This is a genomic window from Acinetobacter genomosp. 15BJ (genome assembly GCF_000400715.1).
Classification (GTDB): Bacteria; Pseudomonadota; Gammaproteobacteria; order Pseudomonadales; family Moraxellaceae; genus Acinetobacter.
Genome location: NZ_KE007350.1, coordinates 137,237 through 151,490, shown reverse-complemented (window position 1 = coordinate 151,490; position 14,254 = coordinate 137,237). Strand labels below are relative to the sequence as shown.

The window sequence follows — 14,254 nt, the reverse complement described above, 5'->3', positions numbered from 1 at the left end:
GCCAGCTCATGTATTCGATTCAACAGGCTAAATGGATAGCACTCTCAGAGATACAGCAACTGCAATTAAAGCCACTTTTATTAGAGGCTGATCCAAGTTGGCAGCAGGTCTTAACTTATTTATTGCAGTCGAATCTGTTCGTAATGTTGAATGATCAGGCACAGATTATTGCGCAACTTTGTTTATTAAGAGTAGATGATCAAGCTGAAATTAAAAATCTAGCCGTAGATTCACGCTATCAAAAACAGGGGCTTGCCAAAGCTTTGATTCAATTTGCCATTGAAAATACCAAAGATCAAAATATCCAAACATTATGGGTCAAAACGGGCAACTCCAGTCTGGATCAACTGGCGCTTTATCAGAAATGTGGATTTCGTCTGTCGCATATTGAGCGAGATGTGTTTAGAGACTATGCAGAACCGATCTATGAAAATGGCATAGCTTGCCTTGATCAGATCGTACTGGGCATCGTATTCCGTTAAGGCACACGAGTCTCAGGACGTTTACTTTGATCGTTTTTTGACTACAATATTGCTATTAATCCGTCTAAAAAATGACATAAAAGTCGGTTAATCTATAGCCAAATATCAAGTCCAAAACACAACAAAGGATATTTATATGACTCGCGACTATGACCAATTCCCAGACAATGATAATGGCAACGTGCTATGGCAGATGGTTGAAGATGGTAATGAACTCAACGAGCCACATGAAGTCGAATTTTCGATTGTTTTTGAAAAACAAGAACAGGTTGAAAAATGTGCCTTGCATCTTTTACACCAAGAACAAAAAATTTCACTTTTTCAGGAAGAAGTCCATTCAGATGGTTCTGATCTTTGGGTGCTCAATATCCATGTCAACATGATTTTGGAATATGAAGATATTGAAGACTTGGAAGAATGGATGACCAAGATCGCCAAAGAGTTCAATGGCGAGTATGATGGTTGGGGTTGTATGAGCTATATTTACGACGAAGACGAGTAACTTAATTATGTGAATTGTTATTGAAATAACAATTCACTACACTATTTTTCCCTACCTTGCACATTGCGGTGGTTGACTTTTGATTTATAACTTTTTGAAAGATATGTATTTTAGTTATCTCTGTGATCTACTAATCTCTTCTGCTTTAATTCGTGCCGTAATTTGACATTTTTTTAATAGAAGAACTTTCTCGTATTCATAAATTATGGAACATTTTGAAACTTTAACTTTTCGAAAAAATAATTTAAGCTTCGCTGGAAAATAAGGCTAGTGCAAAGATTAAGCACTTACAGGGGGTCGGATGGATGAGCAAACATCCAGTTTAAAAGGATTACCACGGTTAAAACCCCGTGGCGGACTGCAAGTCATGTATGCAGCAGTTCGTGCGCTTTTTTTACGAGAGTTGCAAACCCGTTTTGGTCAGTTTCGCCTTGGCTACTTATGGATTCTACTTGAACCAGCACTTCATATCGGGTTTCTCCTTCTTTTATTCGGTCGAATTAGCCATACCATACCAGGGATGGATTTTGAGGTTTTTCTAGTCAATGGGATTATCCCATTTTTCTTATTTAGAACCACTGTTATACAATCATTAAGTGCAGTACAAGCCAATAAAGGGCTATTTAGTTATCGGCCTGTAAAACCGATTGATACACTCTTAGCTCGTTGTTTTCTAGAGTTATTTCTTTATTTTATTGCTTATTTGTTTTTTAGCGCTATTTTGTTGTGGTTTGGTTTTACTATAAGTTTTGAGGCAATTCCAACTCTATTGGGATATTGGTTTTTATTATTCATTTTTAGTTTTAGTTTGTCATTAGTTTTTATGGTAGTTGGTGATATTTCCCAAGAACTAAATAAATTTATTCCAATGCTTTTTCTGATTCTATATTTTTTATCAGCGGTAATTTACAGCATTCATTTAATACCTACTGAATATCAACAGTATTTATTGTGGAATCCAATAATTCATCTTTTGGAACTGATGCGTCATGCTATTGCACCAAGCTATCCACTAGTACAAGGTATTTCCTTGAACTATGTAGTTGAGTGGATTATCGGTTCATTATTTTTAGGTTTACTGCTTTATAAGCGTTTTGAACAGCGCATGGTAAAAACAAAATGATCGAGCTGCGTAATTTAACTAAGTCTTATGTGACTCCTAAAGGACGGCATTACGTCTTTAAAGACTTAAATGTCACATTACCAGAAAATAAAAGTGTAGCCATCTTAGGCAAAAATGGCGCGGGTAAAAGTACCCTGCTTAGAATTATTGGTGGTATTGATTTTGCGGATAGTGGCAAGGTCGTAACCAATAAGACCATTTCTTGGCCTGTGGCATTGTCAGGTGGCTTTCAAGGCAGTTTAACCGCACGTCAAAATGTTCGTTTTGTCGCTCGACTTTATCTAAGTAATGAAGATGAAGTGAACCAGATTATTGATTTTGTTGAATCCTTTGCGGATATTGGTAAATATTTTGATATGCCAATTAAAAGCTATTCATCGGGCATGCGCTCAAGAATTAGTTTTGGGATGAGTATGGCGTTTAATTTCGATTATTATCTACTCGATGAAACTGGTGCTGTAGGTGATGCCAATTTTAGAAAGAAGAGCCAAGTCTTATTGGATGAGCTAAAGCAGCGCTCTAATATTATTATGGTTTCCCATAATCTCAATGATTTGACTCAGAATTGTGATGTGGCTTTTCTAATGCGGAATGGTCAAGCGGAATTTTTTGAAGATATTGCAGAGGCAATAGAGGTTTATAAAGCGTATGCGGTCAATAACAAATAAAGGCTTAATCATAAGCTATAGTGCAATTGTGATTATTCCACTATTGTTGATTATTATTTATCTCAGCTTTTTTGCTCAACAACGTTATGTTTCTCAATCCACTTTATTGGTAAAGCAGGTAGGGGAAGTCTCTGATGCTTCTGCTTCAAATGGGTTGAGTACATTATTGGGTGTTAGCAATACCAGTAGTGAAGATGCGCATATTCTGACCGCCTATATTAGTTCGCGGAATATGGTTGAAAGCCTAGATAAAAAACTTAACTTACGTAAGGCCTTTGTAGCATCGAATGATCCTGTTTTTGGCTTGGACTCTGATGCTTCAGTTGAAGATTTAGTCAAGTATTTTAATCAACGAGTGCAAGTCTCTTTGGATGAAAAAACCATGATGATGACTATTGCATCACAAGGTTTTAGTTCAAGTTTTGCTTTGCATCTAAACCAAGAAATTCTAAAAAATAGTGAAGCTTTTATTAATGATCTTTCACAACAGATTGCTGAAGAGCAACTAAAATTTGCCGAAAAACAATTGAATGAGGCAAAAGAGCAATTAGATGCTTCACGTGATGCGCTATTAGACTATCAGAATAAAAACCAGATGTTCGACCCTCAAGCGCAAGCACAAGTGATAGCGACAGTGGTTGCGAGCCTAGAATCGAATTTGGCACAGTTACGCACCGAGGAAAGAACCTTATTAAGCTATTTAAACGAAACCGCTCCACAAGTGGTAGCGATCCGTAGTCAGATAGAGTCGGTACAAAAACAAATTGCTGATGAGAAAGCCAAACTCACCTCACCGAATACCAGTAAGCTGAATAAAAGTGTAGCGGATTTTGAAGCCTTAAAGGCCAATGTCGACTTTGCAACTGATCTTTATAAACTTTCATTGGCCTCACTCGAAAAAGCCCGTTTGGAAGCTTCGCGTAAATTGAAAAAATTGGTCGTCGTTTCTACCCCTGAATTGGCACAAGATGCAGTTTATCCAAGAACACTCTATTTGATTGCAACCTATTTCTTAGTCTTAAATATTTTATTTGGTATCACGATGTTGATTTACTCGATTATCCGTGAGCATAAGGAGTAAGCACAATGAAAAAACTATTAATTACCAGTATGCTCGCATTGTCTTCTTTTTATAGCCTTGCCGCAGATACACAGTCTCTCTTACCACAAGAGATAACAAATAATTTTCCTCAAACAAATACTAATGTTACGGACAATACTATTTTACCAAGTCAATCGGTGGTTGGGCTTTCTCCAAGTAGCGCACAGAAATACCCAACAGCAACCAAAATGTTTGGTGAACAACTGTTCAAAGGGGCTTTTGCCAGTACCGCAGGTTCAACCTTTAACGACAGCTATGTACTGAATCCTGGCGATAATATTAATTTACGTCTATGGGGCGCTTACCAGTTTGCCGGCACTTTAACTGTAGACCCGCAAGGCAATATTTTTATTCCCAATGTAGGCCCTGTCAAAGTCGCAGGTACCACCAATGGTCGCTTGCAATCCTTGATTGAAGGCTATGTCCGTAAAACCTATGTCGCCAATGTTGGCGTCTATGCAGCCTTGGTTCAGTCGCAACCCGTGAAAGTCATGGTCACTGGCTTTGTGAATCAACCCGGTGCTTATGGTGGTGTCGCCAATGATAGCGTATTGGCATATCTTGACCGTGCCGGTGGAGTTGATGCACAACGGGGGAGTTATGTCGATATTCGCATCATGCGTAATGGGCAGCTCAAGCAATACGTCAATCTCTATGACTTTTTAATTGCAGGCAAACTACAGCCTTATAGCTTCCGCGATGGCGATGTGATTGTGGTAGCACCGCGTAGCCATACCTTCTCAGTGTCGGGTGAAGTATTTAATGCCTATGACTTTGAATTTAACGTTCCCGAAGTCACCGTTGCTCAGGCGTTATCGGTAGCGAAACTGAAACCAGGGGCAACCAATGTCAGTATTATGCGCCGTCAGGGTACAGAGTATCGCAGTGAATACTATCCACTCTCGGCTGCCAATAATGTGGTGATTGAAGATGGTGATATTTTAACTGTTACGGCTGATCGCTTTGCGGGCACGATTCAGGTACGGATTGAAGGGGCACACAATGGTGCCCATGCGGTGGTGTTGCCATATGGTTCTAAACTATCAGAAGTGATGAAGCAGATTCAGCCAAATACCCTATCTGAGGTGGATGCTTTACAGCTTTTCCGTCCATCGGTTGCTAAGCGGCAAAAGGAAATGTTAAACGTTTCTTTAGATAAACTTGAAGAAGCAACACTTTCTGTACGCTCAACCACACAGGAAGAGGCTAATCTACGTGTAAAAGATGCCGAGTTGGTCAAACAGTTTATTGCCAAAGCCCGTACGATTCAGCCTAAAGGTCAAGTGGTCTTGAATCCTAAAGATTTTGATGACGTAATTTTGGAAAATGGCGATATTTTAAATATCCCAGAAAAAACCTCAGTGGTTATGATCCACGGTGAAGTGACTTTCCCGAATGGTGTGGTATGGCAACCGAATATGACGGCACAATCGTATATTGATCAGGTCGGTGGCTTTACCCAGAAATCGAATAAATCAAAACTGGTGGTGATTCATCAGAATGGTGAGTCTGAACTGGTGAGTAAGCGTTATAAGATTCAACAGGGGGATGAAATTTTAGTCCTTCCTAAAGTACAAACCAAAGTTGTGGAATTAACGCGTGGGATTACTCAAGTATTGTTCCAAATTGCGGTTGCAGCCAAGGTGGCATTGGATTTATAGGAATAACTTGATTGTTGCATGGATAGCTGATAGGTCTCTGACGCATAAATAGCTCAGGGTTAAAAAAAATTGTGTATAGAGTATGGTGTTGAAGCAATAATTTTTTAATAAATTATTGAATAACTTGGTGAAAGTATGAAAGTGTTAGTTGTGTTTGGAACAAGACCTGAAGCGATTAAAATGGCGCCTTTGGTAAAACTATTAAGTGCAGATCCCTTTTTTGAAACAAAAGTCTGTATCACAGCTCAGCATCGACAAATGCTGGATTCAGTCTTATCTGTATTTGATATTCAACCTGACTATGACCTCAATATCATGAAAGCAGGCCAAAGCTTAACTGAACTGAATGCCAGAATGATGTTGGCGTTGGAAGAGGTTTTAGTGGATTGTAAACCAGACTTAGTCCTAGTACATGGTGATACCTCTACCACACTGAGCACAGCAATGGCAGCCTTCTATCAAAAGATTGATGTGGGTCATGTTGAAGCAGGCTTACGTACTTATGATATTTACTCGCCATGGCCAGAAGAAGCCAATCGTCAATTGACCAGTGTGATTGCGAAATGGCATTTCTGTCCAACAGAGACCTCTGCTAACCATTTACTCCAAGAACATATCGACAAAAGCAAAATCTGTATTACTGGTAATACCGTAATTGATGCACTATTTTATGTGAAAGATCAGCTTAATAATAATGAAGCGCTACAGCAGGAAATGCGTGGGCATTTTCATATGCTGGATCTCAACAAAAAGCGTGTTTTGATTACTGGCCACCGTCGTGAAAACTTTGGTGAGGGTTTTGAGAATATCTGTAAAGCGATTAAGGCACTTGCAGAAAACTATCCAGAGGTCGAATTTGTATACCCTGTACATATGAACCCGAATGTGATGCAACCTGTTTATCAATATCTTGATGGTGTTGAAAATATTAAATTGATTGAACCGCAAGAATATGTCCAGTTTATTTGGTTAATGCAACATAGCCATATCATTTTAACTGACTCTGGTGGTATCCAAGAAGAAGCACCATCTTTGGGTATTCCAGTTTTGGTGATGCGTGATACCACAGAACGTCAAGAAGCTGTGGAAGCTGGCACGGTAAAACTGGTGGGCACTTCAAAAGAATTAATTATTCAGCAGACCTCTGCTTTATTAGATGACCAAGCACTACATCAGCAAATGAGTCTTGCGCATAATCCTTATGGCGATGGATTGTCATGTAAAAGAATTATTGAGCATTTAAAGCAATTTGCTTAATCGCAAAGCGTGAATGAATAGTAGAAGCATATTTTAAATATTGTAGAGAATCTCCATGTCAGAGTTAAAAATTTCAGTCAGTGGTTTGGGCTATATTGGTTTGCCAACAGCAACCATGTTTGCAAATGCTGGGGCACAAGTGATTGGACTTGATGTTAATCAATATGCGATTGATACCATCAATGAAGGCAAAATCCATATCGTAGAGCCGGGTTTAGAAGAAATCGTAAAAAAAGTAGTGTCTTCGGGTCATTTACGAGCTTCTCTTCAAGCAGAGAAAGCCGATGCTTTTCTGATAGCAGTGCCGACACCATTTAAAGGTGAAGATTACACACCAGACCTTTCGTATATCGAAGCTGCAGTCAATACCATTGCACCTGTATTAGAGCAAGGCAATATCATCATTTTAGAGTCAACTTCGCCAGTCGGGGCGACAGAACAGATGGTCGAGTGGTTATCTGTCCTACGTCCTGATTTAAAATTTGCAAAGCATGAAACAGACACTGAAGTGGATGTGCATATTGCGTACTGCCCTGAACGTGTCCTGCCTGGTCATGTGATTCGTGAATTGGTTGAAAACAACCGTACCATTGGTGGTATGACAGCAGCATGTACCCAAAAAGCAAAAGATGTTTATCGTATCTTTGTTAAAGGTGAGTTGTTAGAGACCAATGCACGTACTGCAGAAATGACCAAGCTGACAGAAAATGCTTTCCGTGATGTTAATATTGCTTTTGCCAATGAGCTTTCTTTAATCTGTGACAGTCTTGATATTGATGTATGGGAGTTAATTAAACTGGCCAACCATCATCCTCGTGTCAATATCTTAAGACCGGGGGCGGGTGTCGGTGGGCACTGTATCGCAGTAGATCCATGGTTTATTGTCAACAAAACTCCTGAGTTGGCAAAAATGGTGCGTTCAGCGCGTGAAGTGAATGATTACAAACCAAAATGGGTGATTCAGCAAATTGAAAATGAGATTGAAAAACTCGGCGCTTTAGGACGTAAACCAAAAGTGGTTTTATTAGGTCTAGCTTTTAAACCTGATATTGATGATTTACGTGAAAGCCCAGCGGTTGAAATTGCGAAAGAATTTGGCTTGAAGCATGATGTAGAGCTATTTTTGGTTGAACCGAATATTCATAAATTGCCAGCTGAAATCACAAATGGTCGTTTAGTCGACTTAAATGAAGCTTTAGAACAAGCTGATGTACGTGCAGTTTTAGTGAAGCATACTGAGTTTATTCAGCTTCCAGCTGATTCTGTGATGAGTTTTGTGGGGTAATCATGAGAAAAAAGGAATCACTTCGTACTAGACGAGTTGGAATTAAACAGAACGCTAACGAACAAAAGTTGGATGATCAGATGGTTATATCCTCTGAAAAGAATGACGAAAAAAAACCAGATACTTTTAATTCAAATGAAAACTTGAATAAAGCAGGGGCTAATCAAGAGAAGTTGAATAAAAACTTATCATCTAAGTTAGTTCAAAGTGATAGTGATAGTAGTGAGATTGTTTTATTTAAAATAATAGAGCAATTAGAAACTATTCATAAGAAGCAAGAAGCTTTAGAAAAGCTTTTTAAAAAGACAGTGACAGAACAAAATAGCTTAAATACTAAACAAGAAGCTATTGCTGTTAAAGACTTTGAAAAATTGAATGAAACTCTAGAGATAGTAGTGAATAAAGTTCAATCACTTGAAGATCTTAAAAATGAATCTTTAAAAATACAAGAACGATATTTATCTCAGATTGATGAAAACTTGCATGTTATAAAATCTTCATTTTCTAATGAGCTAAAAGATATTTCGTCAAATGTTCAGAATATTCGTGATTTTATTAATAAAGTCTTATTTAGCTTTGGGCAAAAAGTTGATAATTTGGTTTCTAATACTCAAGATATAAAAATTGAGAGAACTATTTCTTATCAGCTAGGTAAGATGTTGATTGATAGTAAAAAGAACGTAACTCAACTGCTCAAACTACCTAATGCATTAATATCCTTAAGAAAGGAAAATATTAATCGGAAAGAGCTTAAAAAGGAAATCTTAGTTAAACCAGTTCAAACTTCCCTTGAAAGCAAAGAGTTGAAAGAGGAAACTAAAACCGAGTTAAAAAGTACAACTATTTCTGTACCTAAACTACATCCTGATGTTTTAAATAAAAAATTTAGTAAAGGCTTAACACTTTTAGATCCTATCTCTGAATTATGCTGGCAAGATGGGTTTCCTGGGTTTGCAATTAGTAGAAAAAAATTTGAAGCACAAATCGCATCAACTACTAGCGATTTTGCTTTTTTTGAAAGTGCATGGAAAGCAAATAAGTCACAATGGCTATATGCATTCAACTCACCAAATTTACAGCACAATAATGCCCAAGATCTGCTAAAAGTAATAGGATTGCTTCGAGCTAAAAAATTACCAGTAATTTTTTGGAATAAAGAAGATCCTATGCATTATGAAATGTTCAAGCCTATTGCTAAAGAAGCAGATTATGTTTTTACGACTGACTCATTAAAAGTTGAAGAATACAAAAAAGACTTAGGACATAGTAATGTTTGGTCTTTACCTTTCGCAGCACCAATCAAAATCACGAATCCAATTAATCGCTTTAAATTAGATACTGAGACGGTATGTTTTGCGGGTACGTATTATGCAAAAAACCATCCTGATCGCAAAAAACAAATGGATATGTTACTCCCAACTTTATTAAAGTTTGACGGAGCAATATATGATCGTGCGTCAAATTCAACAAGTGAAAACTATCAATATCCAGAGGTTTATCAAAAGGTAATTCGTGAAGGGGTTGATTTTGATGAAATGACCCAACTTTATAAAAAATTTAAAGTATTTTTAAATGTTAATACTATTACACAATCTCCGACAATGATGTCTAGACGTGTATATGAATTACTTGCAAGTGGTACGCCTGTTGTATCTACACCTTCAAAAGCAATTACTGAACAATTCCCAGGGATTGTGTTAACGGTAAGAAATGAAGATGAAGCAAAGATTGCTGTCGAAAAACTTCTTACTGATAGTCACTTTTGGAATAAACAATCAGTTCTTGGTATTCGTGAGGTAATGGCTAATCATACCTATGAAGATCGTTGGCTAGATATTAAAGCTAAAATGCAAGGTGAAAATGAAATAAAAATTAATAAACCTTCATTACGTATTATAGCTATATATCATGGTTATCAAGATATTAATTTCTTTATTAAAAATCTTATTGACCAGTCTGAAGAAGTTAGTGAAATAGTTATACTGAAATCTTCAAAATTAGAAGTTTCACTTACAGCTGAGCTTGCTAATAAAAAAGAAGTTTTAGTAAAAAATACCTCTGACTTTAATGTAAATTCTTATGTGAAATCTGATTTAGAAGGTTACACTTTCTTTACAACAGATAGTGTAATTAGTTTTAAGAATTGTATAAAAGATATGCTATTGTCTTTTAAATATCATGATGGTTACGCTGTAAGCCGTAAGATTATCTATGATATGAACACAATATTAAAATCCAAGGATTTATCCTTGCCTGAATCAAATTGGTTCTCATATATTCATTCAGCTAATTTAAACTGTTTGTTAGTGAAGAATAAGTTTAAGGATAATATTGTTATTGATATTAATGGGCACAAAACTAAGATATTAGATTCTGAAAATAAAATCTACTTAATTGATCCTTTCAACATAGCAACTGTTGAAAAAAGACCTGTTTCTAATCCATCTATAAAGAAACATGAGAAATTTAAGTATGTATTTGAACCAAATCTAGGAATTTAAAATAATGAAAGTTGCTCTTTTTGATACAATCTTAGAACGCCATTTACCTGAAAGTCTTAAGCGTGCTTTAGAATCTCTTGGTCATACAGTTGTTTATACAGATTTGTTATTACATGGTCACGATATGATCACAAAAGAATCTGATATTAAATTCATGTGGGAACAAATATATAAGATTGAAAAAGAAAATCCTGATTTACTGATAGCATTTCGACCAATGAATTTAACTGTTGAAATGCTCGAGTATTTAAGAAAAAAAATGAAAACAGCCATCTGGCTTTCAGATGATCCTGTATTATACAAAACTTGTTATGCTCAAGTGGTTAACCATTATGATATCGTTCTTCATTGTGGTTATGCCGATGTCATGGCATTTTATGAATCAAAAGGACATCCAAAAGGTTTTAATTTTCCTTTTTGGACTGATCACCATAGCTTTCCAGCGATATTTAACCCTGATAATGCACAAACAGACGTTGTTTTCTTAGGAAATATGAATGGACAAGTGCGGCGAAAGCGTTACATGGAACTCGCAGCATTACCTTTTTCTAAGAAAGTGTATGGTTTATTAGATTCAGATCCATTAGGAATCCATGGAGGATTTTTAAAGGAAGCGTATCTACATACCAATTTAGTAACAGATGTATTGAAACATGCTAAAATTGGTGTGAGCATTCCACAATTCTTTAGTGAATACAATGGATTGCATTATGATTTCCCTGAGTTGGCGGGGCTAGGATATTTCCAATTCCCAAGCAGAGTTATTCAGTATGCTGCTAGTGGTTTGCCTATTGCTGCTATTGGTGATTCAAGAATGCAAGAGGTTTTTCCTGAGATTTTCGTTGCAAAATCCATTCAAGAATTACAACCATTTATTGAAAAGGTAGTAAATGATCGTAATTTTGCTTTAGATACCTCGAAAAAAATATTAGCAAGATTTAGAAGATCATATTCTGCATTGAGTCGCGCCAAGATGCTTGTAACTATTTTTGATTCTCTTGAAACATATCAAAATTTAACTACTCAAGAGCGAGCAGTACTGTTCACAGAATTTGATGCGAATTATCGATAGGGAATTTATTAATGGCTTTTTTTGATTTTGTTGTTTCTCAAGTGGATGAAAAAGATTTCTCTAAAGATGAGGTTAGCTTTAAAGGGGACGAGGATGGATATGGGTTCTCTGCATATTTATTTCAAAAAAAGGAATCTAAGAAGCTTTATGTAGTTTTTAATGGTGCTTTAAATAAAGATCGACAAGATGCGAAGGTATACCACCGTTGGAGTTGGAATTCATTATTTGATGGATCTGTTCTATATATTTCTGATCCGACACTGTTTAAATATCCAGAAACTAATTTAGCTTGGTATATTGGAGATAAGAATGTCCAATTTCAGCAAATTTTAAAGGATTTTATCCTTAAAGTTTCAAAAAGAATGAGTTTAAGCCCCGAGCAAATTATCCTATATGGGTCTTCTGGTGGAGGATTTGCCGCTTTAAAGCTTGCTAGTATAATAGGTAATGGTATATTGGCTGTTGCAATTAATCCTCAAGTTAATGTTTTTAACTATATTAAAAATCAAGTAGATGACTATTTAAATATTTGTTGGGAAGAGAATGATTTTAACAAATTGAAAAATAGAACTGAATTTGATGTATTAAGTACTATATGTAAATCAAATTGTAGGGTTCTTTTTATACAAAATTCGAAGGATGAATTTCATTTCAAAAATCATTTTATTCCATTCCTAGAAAAATTTGGTATTGCTAATTCAGAAAATTATAAATCGCTTAAACAGCAAAGTTCAAGAATTAGATATATGATTTATGATCATCCTTCAGGACATGCAGCCGAACCTAAGGACATGTTACCTGAGATTTTAGAATCAGTTAATTATATGCAACAAAGTGTAGGGTGGTCTAAAAAGAACTTTTTTATTTTAGGTTCATGTATTTCTAGAGATGTTTTTTTACCATCATATAGAGAAGATATAGGCTCAATAGGGTATTATCCTCGAACTAGCTTTGCTCGTTTGGCATTAGAGCCTGTAGAATCCATCCCTGATTTAAATGAGTTAAGTTCTCCTTTTCAGCGAAAAATAGTCAAGCAAGATATGAAGTTAGATGTACTTCATGCATTAGCGACTACAAGTTTTGATTATATTCTCATTGATCTAATCGATGAGCGGTACGGTCTAGTTAAATATGGAAATACATTTATTACCAATTCTTATGAAGTAAATGTTTCTGGAATTTTAGGAAATGTATCTCAGCTTGAAAAAATAGAAGCTGGTTCGGATGAATTTTATAGCTTATGGGAGAAAGGCTTTAAAGTCTTTGTTGATTATTGTGAAGAAAATAATTTATTAGATAAAGTTATTGTTAATAAAGTTTATTGGGCATCAATGTTGGATGATGCAAGTCCAATACCTAACCTTGATAAAGAAAAAATTATTATTAATAACTCTGTTTTAGATAAATTATATAGTATTATGCAAAAATATATTTCAGAAAGTAACTTTATTGTTTATCCGAAGAGTTATTTTGTGGCTAAAAAGGATCATAAGTGGGGGGTTATGCCTTTTCATTATGTTGATTCATTTTACAAGCATACATATGAAGAATTGAATAATCTGAAATAAAATAATTAATGTAAATCAATAGAAATCTATTGATTTACATTTTTCCAGTATAGCATTTCAAAGGATATTCCGATCGGAATATTGTTGTCTAAATAACATTGTGCCCTTTCATTTATTATTTCTTTAGGCGTGGGTACATATGAATTGTTTGAATTTTTATTCAACATAAACAACTCCATATTTACTTTTAAATCTTTAATATTTGTATTTTTGATTGAATTTCTTAATATTGAATAATTTCCTTTAGTATTGGAGCACTCGTCACTTTCACTGCTAAAGTTCCTGTTTTTTATGGAGGAGTTTAAGCACGATGAAGCTGTACAAGAAATAGATGAGGTCTGCCCAAGAAAATCTTGGAAATGTAACCATGTTATTTTCGGGGTATTTTTAAATAAATCATTTAAATTGTTTGTAAGTTTGTTTTTCTGATTGTCTGAAAGTTTATTATAAGGCATCCAAAATGCAGGTGACCAAAGTATCTGTGTCTTTTTAGTTTTATATAGCGATTCGGATAGATTTTTTAAGTAATACTTATAACCATCTTTTATTCTGTCATCCGCAAAATAATTTAAGTTTGCTTCATAACTGATGTACCAATTAAAATCGAGATTAGGATATTTTTTCTTTATATTTTGTGCATTTTTTAGTGCATATTTTATATTATCATTTACAAAGTTTTGATCTATTATAGCATTGTAGTACTTTGTGTCTTTCCAATCGTTACTATTTCTATTCCATTTTTTTGAATCAACAGAAAAGAATATATTATCAAAACATTTATAGTAGGGTTGTACTTGGTTCAATAGCTTTTCATTAAGAGTTCCATCACTATTAAATTCATTAATTATGACTAAGTTATGATTTCCTTTGTTTTGACATATATTATTTAATGTGTCTAACCGATTTTTCTCTCCATAACGATCCATTTGTTTAACGTCTAAAAAAAATGATGAAATCTCAGCATTTGCATAACTGCAGACCAGTAACGATAAAGGAATAAAGAGACTATATTTCATGGGTAATCCTAATTTGA

General features: G+C 35.4%; 12 protein-coding genes. 11 read left to right on the top strand and 1 reads right to left on the bottom strand.

Going from position 1 to position 14,254, the window contains the following annotated elements:
- The first annotated feature begins 8 nt into the window (after nucleotides 1-8).
- The 11 genes from F896_RS02585 to F896_RS20245 all read left to right on the top strand — a co-directional run bounded on the left by F896_RS02585 (nucleotide 9) and on the right by F896_RS20245 (nucleotide 13,221).
- On the top strand, nucleotides 9-482 hold the full coding sequence (locus F896_RS02585; RefSeq protein ID WP_016164896.1) for a GNAT family N-acetyltransferase: 474 nt from the start codon (nucleotides 9-11) through the stop codon (nucleotides 480-482).
- A gap of 136 nt (nucleotides 483-618) precedes the next feature.
- A complete protein-coding gene (locus F896_RS02590; RefSeq protein WP_004801857.1) occupies nucleotides 619-984 on the top strand; it encodes a ribonuclease E inhibitor RraB in 366 nt (121 codons plus the stop codon).
- A 301-nt stretch (nucleotides 985-1,285) separates the two neighbouring features.
- Nucleotides 1,286-2,107, top strand: a complete 822-nt coding sequence (locus F896_RS02595) for an ABC transporter permease (RefSeq protein ID WP_016164895.1) — start codon at nucleotides 1,286-1,288, stop codon at nucleotides 2,105-2,107.
- Nucleotides 2,104-2,775 (top strand): ABC transporter ATP-binding protein, encoded by a 672-nt coding sequence (locus tag F896_RS02600; protein WP_016164894.1) that lies wholly within the window; start codon nucleotides 2,104-2,106, stop codon nucleotides 2,773-2,775. The genes F896_RS02595 and F896_RS02600 overlap by 4 nt, the downstream gene beginning before the upstream one ends.
- On the top strand, nucleotides 2,756-3,856 hold the full coding sequence (locus tag F896_RS02605; protein ID WP_016164893.1) for a KpsE/RkpR family capsule polysaccharide export protein: 1,101 nt from the start codon (nucleotides 2,756-2,758) through the stop codon (nucleotides 3,854-3,856). Before F896_RS02600 ends, F896_RS02605 begins: the two co-directional genes overlap by 20 nt.
- Before the next feature lie 5 nt (nucleotides 3,857-3,861).
- The gene (locus F896_RS02610) at nucleotides 3,862-5,538 is read left to right on the top strand and encodes a polysaccharide biosynthesis/export family protein (RefSeq protein ID WP_016164892.1); all 1,677 of its coding nucleotides are present in this window, start codon (nucleotides 3,862-3,864) and stop codon (nucleotides 5,536-5,538) included.
- Between the two features lie 135 nt (nucleotides 5,539-5,673).
- Entirely contained in the window at nucleotides 5,674-6,795 is a 1,122-nt protein-coding gene (wecB, locus tag F896_RS02615; protein ID WP_016164891.1) for a non-hydrolyzing UDP-N-acetylglucosamine 2-epimerase, read from the top strand.
- 55 nt (nucleotides 6,796-6,850) lie between these two features.
- Nucleotides 6,851-8,080 carry a UDP-N-acetyl-D-mannosamine dehydrogenase gene (gene wecC, locus F896_RS02620; protein WP_016164890.1) on the top strand — a complete coding sequence of 410 codons (1,230 nt, stop codon included), beginning with the start codon at nucleotides 6,851-6,853 and terminating at the stop codon, nucleotides 8,078-8,080.
- A gap of 2 nt (nucleotides 8,081-8,082) precedes the next feature.
- The gene (locus F896_RS02625; RefSeq protein ID WP_050576736.1) at nucleotides 8,083-10,581 is read left to right on the top strand and encodes a CgeB family protein; all 2,499 of its coding nucleotides are present in this window, start codon (nucleotides 8,083-8,085) and stop codon (nucleotides 10,579-10,581) included.
- Nucleotides 10,582-10,585: 4 nt separating this feature from the next.
- Complete coding sequence (locus tag F896_RS02630; RefSeq protein ID WP_016164888.1) at nucleotides 10,586-11,653, top strand: CgeB family protein; 1,068 nt, start codon at nucleotides 10,586-10,588, stop codon at nucleotides 11,651-11,653.
- Nucleotides 11,654-11,664: 11 nt separating this feature from the next.
- Nucleotides 11,665-13,221, top strand: a complete 1,557-nt coding sequence (locus tag F896_RS20245; protein WP_016164887.1) for a YqiA/YcfP family alpha/beta fold hydrolase — start codon at nucleotides 11,665-11,667, stop codon at nucleotides 13,219-13,221.
- 26 nt (nucleotides 13,222-13,247) lie between these two features.
- On the opposite strand, the gene F896_RS02635 is transcribed toward F896_RS20245, so the two are convergent.
- Nucleotides 13,248-14,237 (bottom strand): hypothetical protein, encoded by a 990-nt coding sequence (locus F896_RS02635; protein ID WP_016164886.1) that lies wholly within the window; start codon nucleotides 14,235-14,237, stop codon nucleotides 13,248-13,250.
- Between the last annotated feature and the right edge of the window lie 17 nt (nucleotides 14,238-14,254).